The following is a 17,658-nucleotide window of genomic DNA, read 5'->3' as shown; positions in this document are numbered from 1 at the left end:
GTCAGAAACCTAGGCGAAGTCGGAGACCGCCGGGTCCGGGCCGATCCTGCCTTCGCCGGCAGCCGTGCGGTCCAGCTTGTTGATTGCTTCAATGTCGCCGGCGTCCAGAGCGACGTCCAGCGCAGCAAAGTTTTCCCGGATCCGGGATTCCGTCACGGACTTGGGGATCACCACGTTGCCGATGGCGAGGTGCCACGCGATGACGACCTGCGCCGGAGTGGCCCGGTGCTTGGCGGCGATGTCCGCCACGGTGGCGTCCTCGAGCAGTTCCCCGCCCTGGCCGAGCGGTGACCACGCCTGGGTCAGGATCCCCTTGGCCGCACCGAACTCGCGCAGCTCCCGCTGGCTGAAGTACGGGTGCAGCTCAATCTGGTGGATCGCAGGGACCACACCGGTCCCGTCGATCAGCCGCTGCAGGCCCTCCACCGTGAAGTTGGAGACGCCGATGGACTTGACGCGGCCGCGCTTCTGCAGCTCGACCAGGGCCTTCCAGGTATCCACGTACTTATCCTGCTTGGGCTGCATCCAGTGGATGAGATACAGGTCCAGCGTTTCCAGGCCCAGCCGGTCCATGGAGTTCTCGAACGCTGCCAGCGTGGACTCGTAGCCCTGGTCCGAGTTCCACAGCTTGGTGGTGATGAACAGTTCTGCCGGCGACAGCCCCGACGAAGCAATGGCACGGCCCACGCCTGCCTCGTTGCCGTAGATCTTCGCGGTGTCGATGTGGCGGAAGCCGGCCTCGAAGGCCTGGCGGACCACCTTCTCCGCTACGTCGTCCTCAACCTGCCACACGCCATAGCCGAGCTGGGGGATGGTGTTTCCGTCGTTGAAAGTCAGAGTCGGTGAAAGTGTCATGGGCCCATCCTGCCAAATCCAAGCCGCAGGGAGCAGCCGAATGAGGACAACTAAGCCAGGCGCTTAACCGGGAATTTCCGTCGGTTCCCCCGGCGCTGCGCCTGAGGCGCCCAGGGCCGCCTCCGCATCGTCAATCTGCCGGAAGACCGCTTCCGCGCGCCTCCGCACGGAGGCCGCTCCCACCGGGACCGGCCCCACGGCCAGGCGCAGCATCGCGGCGGCTTCCGCCGTGGTGGCGAGCGAGTTCCCTGCTTTGGACAGCGCACGGTGGACGGCGGAGAGTGAGTCGGGGATGTCCAGCGCCTCACTCGGTGAACGCCGCTGTGCCTCCATGCAGATGGCCCGGACCCGGATCAGGAGAGCTGCAAGGCTGTTGGCTATTTCCACCAGCTCGTCGTAAAGCTGGTCGTCGTCAACACCCTCCAGGACCTGGTGGAATCTGTCCAGGCCGCGCTGGAAGCGGTCATGGGCACGGCGCCACAGGCCCCTCCCGAGTTCCGCATCATCCTTTCGCCCCTGCCGGGCGGCGCTGAAAAAGCCCAACCGCGGCCTTAGAGGTACTGGCCCGGGCCGTGGTCCGGGTCTTCGCGCTGGCCCGGCCGGGCCTGGGGCTGCTGGTGCTGGCCTGCGGGGGCACGCTGGGGTTCGCCGTTCTCGCCGATGATGACGCCGGGTGCGATGACCGTTCCCGGGGGAAGCTGGCGCAGCTGGAGCTGGGCAGCAGCGTGTTCACGGGCTGCATGCTGGGCGGCGAGGGCCGTCTGGATGCCATGGAAAAGACCTTCGAGCCATCCCACCAGCTGTGCCTGCGCGATCCTGAGTTCGGCATCGGAGGGTGTGCCGTCGTCGGTGAAGGGCAGGCTGATGCGCTCCAGCTCCTCCACCAGCTCCGGCGCCAGCCCTTCCTCGAGCTCCTTGATGGAACGTTCGTGGATTTCGGCGAGCCTGCCGCGGGCGGCATCATCGAGCGGGGCGGACTTTACCTCTTCAAGCAACTGCCTGATCATGGTGCCGATCCGCATTACCTTGGCGGGTTCGTCCACCAGGTCCTGGAGGTTGCTGCGCCGGGGTTTGCCGGCTCCCGCGGGCTGGCCGGGAACCGGCTGGCCTGGAACAGACTGCTCCGGCAGCGGCTGGCCATTGGGCACCGGCCTGCCCTCGATCGGAGGTCCACCGTTGACAGGCGTGCCTTCCAAGGGGGTGTCCTCGGGCGCGCCTTCCACCGGAAAGTGCCCGGGTGCCTGAGTGTCGTTCGGATCGCTCATGCGTTCATACTCTCACGAGCAATCGGGCCGCGGTCCACTCCATGAAGCTGGCCGGCATCCTTGTCCGCTGCGGGCTCAATCAGCAGCACCGTCCCTGCGGGTTGGAGTCCTGGCGGTCCGTCCTGTCGCGCCAGAATTCCCGTTCCGTCAGTGGCGCCGACGGGTGGCCGCAGGCCCGGTGGTGTTCCAGGTACTTGGCGTAGGCGTCTGCTCCCAGCACCCCGCGCAGGTACCCGGCCATCCCCCGGAGCCCGCGGACCAGTCCCTCGATCATTAGTGGTGTCCGGCCCTTTCGAAGCGCAGTTCGGCAGGAACCTTCTCCCACTCGGCCAGAAGCTCCCGTTCCGCCGGAGTGGGCACCAGGCCGGCCGGGGCGAAGACCCGCGACGGAAGGGCGGGCTCTTCATTGGTGGTCACGGCCCGTCCCGCCGCATGGGACCGGAACGCCTTGACCGTGGCGAGTACCGCCGTCGTGATCACGATGATGCTCAGCACCACGAAGATCACGGACAACCAGCCCTGGATGGCGGTGTTGCGCACCACGGCTTCCATCGCGGCCACGGACTTGGCGGTGCCGAACTCGGTCTTGCCGTCCGCCAGTGCCTTGCTGAATGCCGCGTTGTTGGCAAAGTAGCCCACGGCCGGGGTGGACGAGAAGATCTTCTGGTAGCTCGCGGTGATGGTGACCACGGCAGCGAAGGTCAGCGGAAGTGCCACGATCCACAGGTACTTGAAGGTCCCCTGCTTGGCCACGATGGCCAGGCACACGGACAGGGCAATCGCGGCAAGCAGCTGGTTGGCGATGCCGAACAGCGGGAACAGCGTGTTGATGCCGCCCAGCGGGTCGGTGACGCCCATGAGCAGCACCGCGCCCCAGGCGCCCACCATGATGGCCGTGCAGAGCCACGCACCTGGCCGCCACGAGTGCTCCTTGAACTTCGGTACGAAGTTGCCGATCGAATCCTGCAGCATGAACCGGGCAACGCGGGTGCCGGCGTCCACTGCGGTGAGGATGAACAGGGCCTCGAACATGATGGCGAAGTGGTACCAGAAGGCCATCATCGCCGTGCCGCCGATGAACTGCTGCATGATGTGTGCCAGGCCAACAGCCAGGGTGGGGGCGCCGCCGGTGCGGGACACGATGCTTTCCTCGCCCACGTTCCGGGCGGTTTCAGCCAGCATGTCCGGCGTGAGGTTCACGCCCGCCAGGCCGAGGCTGTTCACCCATGTTGCCGCCGTCTCCACGGTGCCGCCGGTCAGGGCCGCGGGCGAGTTCATGGCGAAGTACAGGCCGCGGTCGATCGAAATCGCCGCCACCAGGGCCATGATGGCCACGAAGGACTCCATCAGCATGCCGCCGTACCCGATGAAGCGGGTCTGCCGCTCCTTCTCCACGAGCTTGGGTGTGGTGCCGGAGGAGATCAGTGCGTGGAAGCCGGACAGGGCGCCGCAGGCGATGGTGACGAACAGGAACGGGAAAAGCGCACCCGGGAAAACCGGACCGTTGTCGCGGCTCGCGAACTCGCTGAACGCCGGGACATTGATTTCCGGGCGGACCACGATGATGGCCAGCGCCAGCATCACGATCACGCCGATCTTCATGAAGGTGGAGAGGTAGTCGCGGGGGGCAAGCAGCAGCCAGACCGGCAGGATCGCGGCGACAAAACCGTAGATGATCAGGCCCCAGGCGATGGTCACCTTGTCCAGGCTGAAGATCTCGGCACCCCACGGCGTCTCGGCCACGATGCCGCCGCCGATGATGGCGGCCATCAGCAGCACGAACCCGATCACGGAAACCTCCATGATCTTGCCGGGCCGCAGGTAGCGCAGGTAGACACCCATGAACAGGGCGATGGGGATGGTCAGGCCCACCGAGAACACACCCCACGGGCTCTCACCCAGGGCATTGACGACGACGAGCGCCAGGATCGCAACGATGATCACCATGATCAGCAGGGTGGCAATGAGGGCCGCAGTACCGCCGATGACGCCGAGTTCCTCACGCGCCATCTGGCCCAGCGACCGGCCGCCGCGCCGCATGGAGAAGAACATCACCAGGTAGTCCTGCACCGCGCCGGCCAGCACCACGCCGATGATGATCCAGATGGTGCCGGGCAGGTAGCCCATCTGCGCGGCGATGACCGGGCCCACCAGCGGGCCAGCGCCGGCGATGGCGGCGAAGTGGTGGCCGAACAGGACGTTGCGGTCCGTCCGGACATAGTCCTTGCCGTCCGCCTTGTATTCGGCCGGGGTGGCGCGAAGGTCGTCCGGCCTGGTGATGAAGCGTTCGATCACCTTGGAGTAGAAGCGGTAGGCGATCAGGTAGGTGCACACCGAGGCGAACACGAACCAGATCGCGTTGACGGTCTCGCCGCGGATGATCGCCAGCATGAACCAGGCGACGCCGCCCAGCAATGCAATAGCCGCCCAGAGCGCGATCTTGCCCGGCGTCCATTTCCTGTCCTCGGCTTCGCGGACCGCCGGGTCCACGCCCGCCGGCGGCAGTTCCGTGGCCACGGCGCCGCCCTCCCCGGGCGGATTCTTCCGTGGATCTGGGGTTTCGGCCATGTCTCCTCCTTGAGAATTCGTACACGTGTTCCGGGAGGAACCCTACCAACGGCAGAGGCCGATTGGGCAGGGTTTTCGGATACCCTGCACCGTGGTGCGGCGAGTGGCGGCCGCGCGGCGGCGAACGACGGCGCCGAACGACGGCGGCGTTCCCCGGCTTAGGCCTGCCCGTTCAGCTGGGCGTGCTGCACCAGCCGGGCTTCGCACAGGTCAAGCCAACGGATTTCGGCTTCGGTCTGGAAAATCAGCGAGTCCAGGACCAGCAGCCCCGCTGTGTCCCCCGCCCGCTGGGCCGGGGCACCCTCGCGCCGGGCTTTGGTGTAGTCCTGCAAAGCCTTCATGGATGCGGCACGCTGGGCCTGGATCACCGCCGGCACGTCCACCCCGGGGAGGGTGACGGCGAGCGCCAGCTTGATGGCGAGCTCGTTCCGCGGCGGATTGCTCCGCTCCACCGGAGCAGCGAACCAGCCGCGGACTTCGGCTTCCCCCGCTGCAGTAAGGCTGTAGACCACGTGCCCGCCGCCGTCGGCTGCCTTGGAGACAAGGCCGTCCCGTTCCAGCCGTTCCAGGGTGGTGTACACCTGCCCTATATTGAGCGGCCAGGTGCCGCCCGTGCGGTTCTGGAACTCCGCGCGCAGCTGGTACCCGTACCGCGGCTGGTGCAGCAGGGCAAGAAGGCTGTGGCGGACGGACATGCGGCTCCTCGGGATTCGGCCGGCCTACATCACCAGCAGGATCTTGCCCACGTGCTCACCGGAATCGAAGTAGCGGTGCGCGTCCTGGACCTGGTCCAGCGGGAACGTCCGGGCCACCAGCGGGCGGATGCTGCCGTCGGTGACCAGCGGCCAGACGGCTTCCCGCACAGCGTCCATGATGGCACCCTTTTCCGCCACCGGGCGGGGCCGCAGCGCAGTGGCGACGACGGCGGCCCGCTTGCGCAGCAGCAGTCCAAGGTCAAGTGCCCCCTTGGTGCCGCCCTGGAGCCCGATGACCACGAGGCGGCCGTAGTCGGCGAGCGCATCGACGTTCTGCGGCAGGTACTTGGCCCCCACGACGTCGAGGATCACGTCCGCGCCCTTGCCGCCGTTCTGCCGGCGCAGGCTCTCCGGGAAGTCCTCTTCGGCATAGTTGATGCCGATGTGGGCACCGAGGAACGCCGTGGCCGTACTGACCTTCTCGGCCGTACCGGCAGTGGCGGCCACCCGGGCGCCCAGTGCCCTGGCAAGCTGGATGGCCATGGTGCCGATGCCGCCGGTGGCGCCGTGGATGAGGACCGTCTCGCCCTGCTGAAGCTGGGCCGTCATCACCAGGTTCGAATAGACGGTGGCTGCGGTTTCCGGCAGGGAGGCCGCGGTGACAAGATCCACGCCGTCCGGCACGCGCAGGACCTGCCCGGCCGGGACTGCCACCTGCTGGGCGTAACCGCCGCCTGCCAGCAGCGCCACCACCTTGTCCCCGATGGAGAAGGGCTTGGCAACGTCCGGGCCGAATCCTGCGATCCGGCCGGAAACCTCCAGGCCCGGGATCTCGGATGCGCCCGGCGGCGGCGGATAGAAACCGCGCCGCTGCTGGACATCCGCCCGGTTCAGGCCGGCGGCAACGACATCGATGAGCACCTCCCCGGGGCCCGGCACCGGAACCGGCACGTCACGCAGTTCCAGCACCTCGGGGCCGCCCGGTTCCGAAATGTAGACCGCTTTCATGCACCACTCCCGTTCCCTGGCTCATTTGGCCTCTGCCCGCCAGCATGCCCCGGAAGCGTTCCGCGGCTGTGTTTTGTTGCAGGCAATGCCCTATGAAACACTACTGGGTGAGGAAGGTTGTCCGAGCGGCCGAAGGAGCTAGTCTTGAAAACTAGTGTGCGGTAACCCCGTACCAAGAGTTCGAATCTCTTACCTTCCGCAAAAGAACCCCTGTCCGCCAGCGATGCTGGCAGGCAGGGGTCCCTTGCTTTAAGGACAGGACCTACTTGGTAGTGAAGATCCAGAGTCCGTTGTCCCGGTCACTGCCGAGAATGTAGGTGTTGCCATCCTCGCCAATGAAGGTTTCCACGCCCCAGAAGTCGTTTCCGGCTTGGTCCAGGTAGCTGCCTACCTCCACCAGGTCGCACGTGGCGGTCTTGGCGGGGTCGGTGCACTGGATCTGCACCGCCCGCAGGCCACCGGAGTAGTACGACAGGTAAGCCATGGACGGATCCTGCGGGTCCACCGCTACTTCGTGGACGCTCAGGTCGCCGGAGTTCAGGGCGAACTTCGGATCATGGGCCTGCGGAATGGCGTAGGTGTCCAGGTCCTGCAGGGTTGCAGCATCGAACAGGTGCACGTAGCCCCAGCCGTCGAAAATGGAGCCGACCTCGATCTCCGCGCCGATGGTGCCCACGGCCGGGTTTTCCGGGTAGCTCCAAGGAGCGTTCAGCGGTGCGGCGTCGAAGAGGCGGTGGAAGGCTGCGTGGGTGGTGCAGACGGCCACCACGTTGTCGACGAATGCGCCCGATCCACAGAACGGTTCCCCGCCGGCGGCGTCGCCGTTGTGGTGGTTCACGAACAGGACGGACTCCCAGCCGGCCAACACGGCTTCGTGGGCCTTTTCACCCGGGAAGCAGGCACCTTCAGGAGCGCTCGGGTCCCCCACCGGGCCGCGCTGGAGCACGATGATGGATTCCTCGCCCGGCTCCAGTGACTCCAGGTACCCCGGAATGCTCTCGGGGGTAGGGATCGGCGCCGAGTCGGGGCATCCGTAGCCGCCGTAGACGACGGGACCGTTCAGGGTCAGGTCATCGAGGATAGCCGGAGCCTGCCCGCCGCCCACCATCACGGACGGGTACGTGCCCGCGTTGGCGCCGCTGGTGATCTTGAATTCGTCGGTGCGGTACGGGGCGAAGTCCTCGTCCGTGCCGATGAAGAACCGGTTGTCCTGGGTGAACTCCGCCTGGTGGGCATTGCCCTCCGGGGTCAGCGAGGTACCCAGGGACTCCAGGAGTTCCGGATCAACATCAGCGAATTCGGTGTCCCCGAGGAACTTGGCATCGGCGGGGTTGTTCACGTTCATCAGGACATAGCCGCCGTCCCAGTAGGACAGCAGCATGATGAAGTCGCCGTTGATCTGCTTGACCACCATGTCGTGGAGGAACGAGTCCGTCAGCCCGATTTTCGGCTGGTCCACTTTGAAGGCATTGAGGTCGTATTCAGCGACGAGGCGCGGGCGCTGCGGCTTGCTGATGTCGAAAATGTCAACGTCGGTGAGTTCTTCGTTGTCCGAGACCACGACGTACGCCTTGTCTCCTGCGTCCCAGGCGAAAACACTGTGGATCTGGTTGCTGTCCCGGCTGCCGGGTTCCCGGTCGCCGAAGTTCTCGGACAGTTTCTTGGGGTTGCGCGGGTCGGACACGTCAAAGAGCGATACACCGCCCTTGCCGTTCTTTCCGCACTGTTCGTTGTTGACCACCAGCACGTCCCCGGTGAAGCCGGGCGTGGTGATGTTCAGAACCTGCAGGCCTTCGCCCGGCCGGCTGTCCTGGTGCGCCGGGATGAACCCGATGCGCTCCGGCTCCGTGCCCGGCGCGGGATTCGCCTGGTCCACCGTGGAAATATCCACGATGTAGACACCGGCGTCGGGGCTGGTCTGTCCGCCGGTCTCCGGACCGGCGCAGTCCGGTTCCCCCCAGTTGGCCAGGAATGCAGTGTTCCCGTCGGGTGAGACAGTGACATCGGCGATCAGGTCCTGCGTGTCTGTCAGCTTGACCTTGTCCACCAGTTCGATGTTTCCGGTGGCCCCCGTTCCTTTCAGATGGCCCTCGTCCATCCCATGCTGACCGTCCGGGTGTGCGACGGCGGATGTCAGCCCCAATGCTGACAGGGCGAGGGTACTTAGTGCTGCAAAAACAACCAATCTCCTGCTTTGTGGCATAGCTTGTCTCCGGCTGTAAGTTACCTGTGGATTCCCCCAATGCCGCCCAGCCTAGACCCGGGTTATTCCACTGTCTAGGGAAACTTTTAGGACGTCGGAGCGCTGCTGTCCACGATGGCTGCGGCGATCTCGTCGGCGTCGCGCAGGGTCCGCTGGCCGCTGCGGTACGCCGGGCTGCCGTCCTGCAGTGCCTCCGCCGCGATGGCGGTGCCCCACTGCGAGGACGACAGCTGCAGCCCGAGCACGTACAGGGCCTCCGTCACCGAACCGTTGGCTGCCAGGGCGCGGTAGGGGTGCGGAAGCACATCGAGGCCGGTGGACTGCACCGGAGCCCCCTCCGGGGTCATCATCAGCCGGGGCCGGACCAGCCCGTCCGCCAGCAGCTGCTCAAGGAGCGGTGACCGGTTCGCGGACACCCGGTTGCCTGGCGCCAGCGCTTCCACCATCGTCCGGGCCCGCACGGGGCCACCGTCCACCCACGGGGAGGACGCCGTGAACATCCGCTCCCTGCGGTCCACGTCGAACTTCGGGTCCGGGCCCACGAAGCCCACCACCCCGGCCCGCGCAAGCGCGGCCAACTGCTCGGCACGCATGGCCGGCGGGCCGCTTGCCAGGCCCTCCACGAACGACTCGAACCAGCCACGGAGCCCGGCAACCCACGAGGCATCGGTGATGCCGCCGTCGGCCACTGCCGTCTTGAGCACCGCGCGCCCGTGATGGAGCGCGCCGATGGCCATCTTGACGGGGTCATCCTCGCCAAGGGCGGAGCGGCGGGCGTCATCCAGCAGGTACTCCACCACGGCTGCGTCGTGCGCAGCGCGCGAAGGAAAGGAACGGCCCGCGAGCGGGGCGGCCAGGCCGTGCAGGTCCAGCCGGTGGCGGGGCCCGACGTGGACCGCCAGCACGCTTTCCACCCCGTCTTCCCAGTTGGCTGCGCTGTGCGCGTGCGGGTGCAGCGCCTCCTCGAGTGCGGCGAGAAACGCCGCGGAATCAGCGACGGCGGCGGGATGCGAGCGCACGAGGGTGGAGTAATACGCCCAGAGGGCGTCGCGGTGGAGCAGCGGCCAAAGGTCGTGGTCGAAGCCCGGAGTGATGCCGGCTGTCCGGAACCGCTCCAGCGCCGCCTCAGTGAGGTAGCGCAGCGTGACCGACGCCGGGTAGTAGCCTTCCAGCGCGGCTTTGGCCCGGTACGGGGTGCCGCGCCGGGAAGCGGCGATGATGACGGGCTCCTGGCCGGACGGTTCGTACCGCAGGCGCCCCCCGTTGCCGACGAACTTCCCGCCGCGGCCTTCGGTGAGCTGGCCCATCGTGTCGAAGAAGTTCAGCCCCATGCCGCGCACCAGGACCGTTTCGCCGGCAGGGATCCGGTCCCAGTCCACGTCCGCGGGCACCGCCGGCGGCAGGTAGCGCAGGCCAATCTGCTCCGCCGCGGCCTGCAGCGCCCGCTGTTCGTGGTTCAGCCGCGACGGCACGTGCCCGAGCGCCAGTACCACCGCGTTGGTGCGGAGCGTCCCTCCGGCGGCCAGGCCGACGTCGTACATCCCCCCGCCGGCCGGATGCACCGACACCGCCTCTGTCTCGTGGAACTCGATGGTGACGCTGGCCGGCGCTTTCGCCACCAGCTCCTCCAGGGTGCTGCGAAGGTAGCGGCCGTACAGGGCGCGGCTGGGGAAATCGCTGGCGCCCAGGACGGCCAGCTCGGCGCGTTCATCCCCGGTAAGGCCGGGCAACGGGTCCCGTTGCTGGCGGATCCGCCATTGGTCGAACGTGGTGCCGGCAAGCGGGGCGGGCAGCGCAGGATCCTGCGGAATCACCGTTGGATAGAAGGACTGCGTGTTCATGAGGTAAAGGCGGGACTGGCCCGGCTGCCACACGTGCCCGGGCCCCGCCGGGAAGGGATCGACGACGTCGATGTGGACGCGCATCCGGGACCCGGCGGCGGCTGCGTGCGCGAGCAGGCGCTCCAGGACGCTGGTGCCCCGCGGGCCGGCGCCAATGATGACGGCCCGGGTGCTCTGCGTTAATTCCACGGCATCCAGAGTACGGGCTGAAAGCAGGGCGTGGGCCCATCGCTTGACTTGCCAGCCCCAGGGGATGTTGTTTGGATGGGGCGCATGACCACCACTGCTGCTGATCCTGCGCCCGTGTCCGGCCCCGCCACCTCCCCCGAACCTACCGACGAGAACGTCTGGCTGGAGGAGATCTACGGTGAGGAACAGCTGGCCTGGGTCCGCGAACAGAACTCCCGCACCGAGGACCTCCTGCAGGACGCGGAGTATGCCGAACTCGAAGGCAGCATCCTGGAGGTGCTCGATTCCACCGACCGCATCCCCATGGTGGGCAAGCGCGGCGACTGGTACTACAACTTCTGGAAGGACCGGGAGAACCCCAAAGGCCTGTGGCGGCGCACCACCTGGGAGAGCTACTGCACGGACTCCCCCGAGTGGGATGTCCTGCTGGACGTGGACGCCCTGGCCGCTGCGGAGGGCGAGGAATGGGTATTCCACGGGGCCACCTTCCTGCGGCCTCCCGCGGGAGAACCCTACCGGCTGGCACTCCTGGCCCTCTCCCCCGACGGCGGCGACGCGAACCGCTACCGCGAGTTCGACGTCGAGGCCCGGGCGTTCGTGGACCCGGCGTCCGGCGGTTTTGACCTCCCGACGGCGAAGGGCAACGTGTCGTGGCTGGATGCGGACACGCTGCTGGTCGCCTCCACTGCCGGCGGACTGCCGGCGACGGCGTCCTCCTACGCCCGGACCGCGGTGACCCTGCGGCGCGGTACCGGCCTTGCGGCCGCTCCCCGGCTTTTCGAGGTGCCCGAGGACCACATGATGGCCGTGGTTGCACACGATTCGACTCCGGGCTTCGAACGGACCTTCGCCATTGACTGCATCGACTTCTTCAACCGGACCAACCTGGTGTGGCGGGACGGCGGGTGGGTGGTCATTGACGTTCCCAGCGACGTGAATATCAGCGCGCACCGGGAGTGGCTGCTGTTTCGGCCGCAGCAGGACTGGCTGCTCAACGGGACCACCTACCCGGCCGGTTCACTGCTGGCGGCGTCCTTTGACGGCTACCTGGCCGGCGGCCGCGACCTCATCGTCCTGTTCGCCCCGGACGCCCACACCTCCCTGCAGTCCTGGAGCTGGACCCGGAACTTCCTGCTGCTGAACCTCCTGAAGGACGTCTCCTCCGAGATCCGGGTGCTGGATCCGTCGCAGGCCGGGTCTGCCGGATCCGGGACTTCCGGCTGGGCGGCTTCGCCGCTGGACGCCTGCCCGCCGCTGCACGATGTCAACGCCTACGCCGTGGACGACGAGGACCAGGCAGCTGCCGACGGCGGTGCGGGCGACGATTTCTGGCTCGTCGCCACCGGGTTTACCACCCCCAGTACCCTGATGCGCGGCACGCTGGATCGCAACCACAGCGACGGCGGGGTCCCGGGCGTAGTGAGCCGGCATGCGGTGGTGAAGGCGTCGCCGTCGTTCTTTGCCGATGGTGACTACGAGGTGGAACAGCACTTCGCCGTGTCCGACGACGGGACCCGGGTTCCGTACTTCCAGGTTGCCGCCCGGGACCTGCCGCTGGACGGGCAGAACCCCACACAGCTGTCCGGGTACGGCGGGTTCGAGATTTCGCGCACCCCGGCGTACAGCGGGGCGGTGGGCAGGGCCTGGCTGGAACGGCGCACCACCGGCCTGCCCGGTGCAGACGGTGAAGCCCCGCATTCCCGCGGCGGTGTCTACGTGGTGGCGAACATCCGCGGCGGCGGTGAATACGGGCCCGCGTGGCACCGCGCCGCACTGAAGGAAAACCGCCACAAGGCGTACCAGGACTTCGCAGCGGTTGCCCGTGACCTGATTTCCCGTGGGGTGACGTCACGCGAGCGGCTGGGCTGCGTGGGCGGATCCAACGGCGGGCTGCTGGTGGGCAACATGCTTACCCGGTACCCCGAACTGTTCGGAGCGGTCTCCTGCGGGGTGCCGCTGCTGGACATGCGCCGCTACACCCGGCTCTCCGCCGGCCACTCCTGGATCGCCGAATACGGTGACCCTGACGTCCCCGGACAGTGGGAGTTCATCAAGACCTTCTCGCCGTACCACCTCCTGCGCGACGGGGTGGAATACCCGGAGACGTTCATCTGGACGGCCACCTCCGACGACCGGGTGGGACCCGTGCAGGCGCGCAAGATGGCGGCCCGCATGCAGGCAATGGGCATCCCCAACGTCTGGTTCCACGAGGCCCTCGAGGGCGGCCACGCCGGGGCATCGGACAACCGGCAGGCCGCCGCCCTGCAGGCGCGCAGCCAGCATTTCCTGTGGAAGGCCCTGGCAGGCGGGCGATCCTGATGGCTGGTCTACTTGTTCGGGGACCCCGGGTGGCTTCCTGCCTGGCGCCTCCGGAGCCCTCCATGGGGGGCTTGTGGGGCCAGCGCCCTGAACCTTTTGGGCCTTTTTCGGTGAAACCGCCCCGTTTTGCACTGCATGGCCGGATCTGCGTATCCTTGGTGGGCTAGTAATAGCACTCGGAGACGTGCCAGAGCGGCCGAATGGACTTCACTGCTAATGAAGGGTCGGGGTTAAACTCGACCGGGGGTTCAAATCCCCCCGTCTCCGCGTTTTTGATGAGTCGAGACATCCTTCACGGATGAGCCGGGTCATCGGTAACACCCCCGGTCTTCGGACCGGGGGTGTTTTCGTATCCGGACGTGTCCCCGCCGGTTCCGTCACTGGCACTACGCCTGGTGCCGGGATCTGCGGGAGCGCCGGCACGGTGCCTCGACTGGTCGGCCAGCTTGGCGGCGCCTCTGGGGTCAGCCGGCCTGGGCCAGCACCAGTGGCAGGACCGGCCCCGCGCCTGCCTGCTGCAGGGCACGGCCAGCGACAGTGACCGTCCACCGGCTGTCCACAAGGTCATCTATGAGCATCACCGGCTGGCCCCGAAGGGACGCGAGCGCCTGTTCCAGCTCGGCGCCCACTACGATCCGGTCCCAGACACCCGCCAACCGGTAAGCGCTGTTGCCGCCGCGGCCTCCTGTGGGCCCGCCGTGGGCCAGCTCCAGCTCACCCAGATAGGGGATGCGGCCGATCTCCGAAATGCCCTTGGCCAGGGAACCCACAAGTTCGGGCTTGCTCCGCGAGGGTACGCTCACGATCGCCGCGGGCCTGCCGGCACCGCTCCAACCCGGTGTGCGCCCGTCGCCGGCGCCCCACTCGCGCAGCACCTGGACACATGCCTGCAGCATGGCCGGATCGACGGGCCGGTCACCGGCACCGGCCGCGAACACCCCGCGGAGCGCGCCGCCCCAACCCAAGTCTGTGAGCCGGGCAAGGATACGCCCTTCGGACAGGCTTTCCCCCGCCTTCAGCTTTCCCTTGACGGGAACGCCCAGCCGGTCCATTCCGCTCGGCCACTGCAGCCGCGGTTCCAGGACACCGCCCGCCCTGCTGAGCGTCTGGCCGGCTGCATCGGTTGCATCGGCGGCAATGTCGGCGGGGAACCACCGCCCGGCGCAGTTATCGCATCTTCCGCATGCCCGCGCCGTTTCATCGTCCAGGACTGAAGTGATGTATTCCATCCGGCAGCCGGCGGTGTCCTGGTAAACCACCATGGAGTCCTGCTCGTCAACGCGGGCCTGGGCGATCCGCCGGTACCGGTCCGCGTCATAGATCCAGGGCTGCCCGGTGGACCGCCAGCCGCCTCCCACCCGCTCCACGGCGCCATCCACGGAGAGCACCTTCAGCAGCAGTTCAAGCGGCGTGCGGCGCAGGTCCACCCGTGCTTCGAGCGCCACAGTGGACAGTGCAGTTCCCGCATCGCCGAGAACGTTTAGGACCGCCGCCGCTTTTTCTTCCGAGGGCATGGAGGCGGTGGCAAAATACTGCCAGATGTCCCGGTCCTCCGAGCCGGGCAGCAGCAGGACATCCGCGTTGGCCGCTCCACGACCGGCCCTGCCCACCTGCTGGTAATAAGCAACGGGCGAAGAGGGCGCGCCAAGGTGGACCACGAACCCAAGGTCCGGTTTGTCGAAACCCATGCCCAGCGCGGACGTGGCCACTAGCGCCTTGACGTGGTTGTCCTTCAGAAGTTGCTCGGCGTTTTCCCGGTCAGCCGGGTCGGTCCGGCCCGTGTAGGCCAGCACTTTGTGGCCGGCCTCGGCCAGAAGCCGGGCGGTGTCCTCGGCGGCGGAGACCGTCAACGTGTAAATGATGCCGCTGCCGGGCAGGTCCGCCAGGTGCGTCAGAAGCCAGCCAAGCCGCTGGCGGGGATCCGGCAACGCAAGGACGCCCAGGCGCAGGGACTCCCTGCCCAGCGAGCCGCGGATGGTGAGGACGCCGGACCCCAGCTGTTCTTCGATGTCGTGCACGACGCGGGAGTTGGCCGTGGCGGTGGTGGCCAGCACCGGGACCGTCTCAGGGAGCTGCCTGATCAGGTCTGCGATGCGCCGGTAGTCCGGACGGAAATCGTGCCCCCAGTCCGAGATACAGTGCGCCTCATCGATCACCAGCAGCCCCGTACGCCGCATCAGCTCCGGCAGCTGGGTCTCCCGGAACGCCGGGTTTGTCAGCCGCTCCGGCGAGACCAGCAGGACATCCACCTCGTCCGCGGCCAGCTGTTCCCGGACGGTGTCCCACTCGAGCTGATTGGCCGAGTTGATGGCGACCGCGCGCACCCCCGCCCGGGCTGCCGCGGCCACCTGGTCCCGCATCAGGGCCAACAGGGGCGAGACGATGAGCGTGGGCCCGGCACCCCGGCGCCGGAGCAGCAGGGATGCCACGAAGTACACCGCCGATTTGCCCCAGCCGGTGCGCTGGACCACCAAAGCCCGCCGACCGCCGTCGACCAGTGCCTCGATGGCCTCAAACTGCCCGTCGTGGAAATCCGCCTCCGGATTGCCCACCAGGCCGCGAAGTATTTCAAGCGCCTGCCCCCGGGTCGGAGACGGCGCAGTGGCAGCGGACAAGGATGCGGTGGAATCGGAAAGTACGGTGGCGTGCTGGTTATCGACCATTGGTTCAGTATCCCAGCCACCCCCGACAGCGGGCACACCGCCGGCAGCTGTGTGGAAAACAGCGGGCCGGTCGTCCCACTGCTCCTCCACAGGGAGCCGGATTCCGGCCTGTCCACGTAAGATAAGGCGCGTGACTAGCGAACAAGCAACGACTTTTGACCTCTCGGCATCCTTCAAGGCCTACGACGTCCGGGGCATCGTGGGCGAGACCATCACCGCCGAAATCGTCGAAGCCGTGGGGGCAGCGTTCGTTGACGTCCTGCAGCTCGAAGGACAGACCATCCTGGTGGGCGGCGACATGCGGCCCTCCTCTCCCGACTTCAGCAAAGCCTTCGCCAATGGTGCAGCCACCCGCGGCGCCAGCGTGGAACTCCTCGACCTGATCTCCACGGACGAGCTGTATTTCGCCTGCGGCTTCCTCAACCGGGCAGGAGCCACCTTCACCGCCAGTCACAACCCTGCCGGCTACAACGGCATCAAGATGGCAAAGGCCGGCGCTGTGCCCATCTCCTCCGAAACCGGCCTCAAGGACATCCAGACGCTCGCCGAGCAGTACCTCAACGAGGGCACCATTCCGGCCGCGGAAAGCCGGGGGCAAATCAGTGTCCGGGACGTCCTGAAGGACTACGCCGAATACCTCCGCCAGTTGGTGGACCTCTCCGGTTCCCGTCCACTGAAGGTCGTGGTGGACGCGGGTAACGGCATGGCCGGCCTGACCACCCCTGCGGTGCTCGGCGACGCACTGCTGCCCAAGCTCCCGTTCGACATCGTCCCCCTCTACTTCGAGCTGGACGGATCCTTCCCGAACCACCCCGCCAACCCGCTGGAACCGGAGAACCTCCGAGACCTGCAGGCCGCCGTCATCGAGCACGGTGCGGACATCGGCCTGGCGTTCGACGGCGATGCCGACCGGTGCTTCGTCGTGGACGAAAAGGGCGAGCCCGTGTCGCCGTCGGCCATCACCGGAATGGTGGCGCGCCGCGAAATTGCCCGCGCCAAGGCGCAGGGCGAGGCCGTCCCCACGATCATCCACAACCTCCTCACCTCGCGCGCGGTCCCCGAACTGGTGGCGCACGACGGCGGCCGAGCCGTCCGCACGCGGGTGGGCCACTCGTTCATCAAGGCAGTCATGGCTGAGGAAGGCGCCGTGTTCGGCGGCGAGCATTCCGCGCACTTCTACTTCCGCGACTTTTGGAACGCGGACACCGGAATGCTGGCAGCAATGCACGTCCTTGCGGCCCTCGGCGAGCAGGACGGACCCCTGTCCGAACTGGGCCGGGAATACGAGCCCTACATCAGCTCCGGTGAAATCAACTCCGAAGTCGAGGACAAGCCCGCAGCGGTGGAACGGGTCCGGGCGGACTTCGCAGGCGAGGACATCACCATCGATTCCATGGACGGCAGCACCTTCACCGCCAATGACGGCAGCTACTGGTTCAACCTGCGCCCGTCCAACACGGAGCCCTTCCTCCGGCTCAACGCCGAGGCGACGGACCGCGCCACCATGGAACGCATCCGCGACCGGGTGCTGGCATTGGTCCGGGCCTGAGCATGGCCGAAACCGCAGGACATGTGCCCTTCGAACCCGAATCCTCCTGGCGTGAGTCCGTTCCGGAGGATTCGGCCACCGATCTGGAAAACCTCCTGGGAACCGGCATCAGTGCCGCCCAGGAACAACTCCAGCGCAACGGCGGCTTCCTGCCCTTCGCCCTGACGGTCCAGAACGACGGCGAGGTGCGGCTGGTTGCCGTGTCACCGGCTGACGCGCCGGAGGGGACGGACGCAGACTTCGACGCCGATGTGATGATCAGCGACCTGCAGGCCGTGCTGCGGCAGAACCGCAGCGGTTTCCGTGCGGCCGCCGTGGTTTGCGACGTCCAACTGGTGGAGGACGATTCGGACGCCATCCACGTTGCCACCGAGCACAGCGACGGTTCGGTGTTCGCAGCCGTGCTGCCGTACGTCGCCAACGCCGAGACCCGAACCCTGGAGTTCGGCGAGCTCGGTGCGGATTCCAGCCAGCCCGCCATCTGGGTGGACTAGACCGGCAGC

At 67.3% G+C, this 17,658-nt stretch carries 13 protein-coding genes and 2 tRNA genes; 5 read left to right on the top strand and 10 right to left on the bottom strand.

Annotation, left to right across the window (positions count from 1 at the left end):
- Positions 1 to 9: 9 nt before the first annotated feature.
- The 7 genes from ACIQCN_RS10220 to ACIQCN_RS10190 form a co-directional block, all read right to left on the bottom strand.
- Complete coding sequence (locus ACIQCN_RS10220; RefSeq protein WP_400610752.1) at positions 10 to 855, bottom strand: aldo/keto reductase; 846 nt, start codon at positions 853 to 855, stop codon at positions 10 to 12.
- A gap of 63 nt (positions 856 to 918) precedes the next feature.
- A complete protein-coding gene (locus tag ACIQCN_RS10215; protein WP_400610751.1) occupies positions 919 to 1,398 on the bottom strand; it encodes a hypothetical protein in 480 nt (159 codons plus the stop codon).
- Positions 1,399 to 1,406: 8 nt separating this feature from the next.
- Positions 1,407 to 2,120 (bottom strand): bacterial proteasome activator family protein, encoded by a 714-nt coding sequence (locus ACIQCN_RS10210; RefSeq protein ID WP_400606921.1) that lies wholly within the window; start codon positions 2,118 to 2,120, stop codon positions 1,407 to 1,409.
- A 79-nt stretch (positions 2,121 to 2,199) separates the two neighbouring features.
- Positions 2,200 to 2,394: a YbdD/YjiX family protein gene (locus tag ACIQCN_RS10205; protein ID WP_400606918.1), complete on the bottom strand. Its 195-nt coding sequence runs from the start codon at positions 2,392 to 2,394 to the stop codon at positions 2,200 to 2,202.
- Positions 2,394 to 4,688, bottom strand: a complete 2,295-nt coding sequence (locus ACIQCN_RS10200) for a carbon starvation CstA family protein (RefSeq protein ID WP_400610749.1) — start codon at positions 4,686 to 4,688, stop codon at positions 2,394 to 2,396. The genes ACIQCN_RS10205 and ACIQCN_RS10200 overlap by 1 nt, the downstream gene beginning before the upstream one ends.
- Before the next feature lie 158 nt (positions 4,689 to 4,846).
- Positions 4,847 to 5,383, bottom strand: a complete 537-nt coding sequence (locus ACIQCN_RS10195; RefSeq protein ID WP_400606914.1) for a PadR family transcriptional regulator — start codon at positions 5,381 to 5,383, stop codon at positions 4,847 to 4,849.
- A gap of 24 nt (positions 5,384 to 5,407) precedes the next feature.
- Positions 5,408 to 6,391 (bottom strand): NAD(P)H-quinone oxidoreductase, encoded by a 984-nt coding sequence (locus ACIQCN_RS10190; protein WP_400610747.1) that lies wholly within the window; start codon positions 6,389 to 6,391, stop codon positions 5,408 to 5,410.
- 111 nt (positions 6,392 to 6,502) lie between these two features.
- Here ACIQCN_RS10190 and ACIQCN_RS10185 point away from each other — a divergent pair.
- Positions 6,503 to 6,590: transfer RNA gene (locus ACIQCN_RS10185), tRNA-Ser, on the top strand.
- A gap of 63 nt (positions 6,591 to 6,653) precedes the next feature.
- Here the strand turns inward: ACIQCN_RS10185 and ACIQCN_RS10180 are convergent.
- Both ACIQCN_RS10180 and ACIQCN_RS10175 read right to left on the bottom strand, forming a co-directional pair.
- A complete protein-coding gene (locus tag ACIQCN_RS10180) occupies positions 6,654 to 8,489 on the bottom strand; it encodes an LVIVD repeat-containing protein (RefSeq protein ID WP_400606909.1) in 1,836 nt (611 codons plus the stop codon).
- 191 nt (positions 8,490 to 8,680) lie between these two features.
- A complete protein-coding gene (locus ACIQCN_RS10175) occupies positions 8,681 to 10,624 on the bottom strand; it encodes an FAD/NAD(P)-binding protein (RefSeq protein WP_400606906.1) in 1,944 nt (647 codons plus the stop codon).
- 84 nt (positions 10,625 to 10,708) lie between these two features.
- Between ACIQCN_RS10175 and ACIQCN_RS10170 the strand changes: the two genes are divergently transcribed.
- Together ACIQCN_RS10170 and ACIQCN_RS10165 are read left to right on the top strand one after the other, a co-directional pair.
- Complete coding sequence (locus ACIQCN_RS10170) at positions 10,709 to 12,943, top strand: prolyl oligopeptidase family protein (RefSeq protein WP_400610745.1); 2,235 nt, start codon at positions 10,709 to 10,711, stop codon at positions 12,941 to 12,943.
- Positions 12,944 to 13,121: 178 nt separating this feature from the next.
- Positions 13,122 to 13,210, top strand: a tRNA-Ser gene (locus ACIQCN_RS10165).
- 197 nt (positions 13,211 to 13,407) lie between these two features.
- On the opposite strand, the gene ACIQCN_RS10160 is transcribed toward ACIQCN_RS10165, so the two are convergent.
- Entirely contained in the window at positions 13,408 to 15,606 is a 2,199-nt protein-coding gene (locus ACIQCN_RS10160; RefSeq protein WP_400610744.1) for a RecQ family ATP-dependent DNA helicase, read from the bottom strand.
- Between the two features lie 130 nt (positions 15,607 to 15,736).
- Here ACIQCN_RS10160 and ACIQCN_RS10155 point away from each other — a divergent pair, with 130 nt between their 5' ends.
- Complete coding sequence (locus tag ACIQCN_RS10155; RefSeq protein WP_400610743.1) at positions 15,737 to 17,155, top strand: phosphomannomutase/phosphoglucomutase; 1,419 nt, start codon at positions 15,737 to 15,739, stop codon at positions 17,153 to 17,155.
- A gap of 2 nt (positions 17,156 to 17,157) precedes the next feature.
- Entirely contained in the window at positions 17,158 to 17,649 is a 492-nt protein-coding gene (locus tag ACIQCN_RS10150; protein ID WP_400610742.1) for a hypothetical protein, read from the top strand.
- The last annotated feature ends 9 nt before the right edge of the window (positions 17,650 to 17,658 follow it).

Source organism: Pseudarthrobacter sp. NPDC092424 (genome assembly GCF_044754925.1).
Lineage (GTDB): Bacteria > Actinomycetota > Actinomycetes > Actinomycetales > Micrococcaceae > Arthrobacter.
This window is presented reverse-complemented; position numbering and strand designations above follow the sequence as displayed.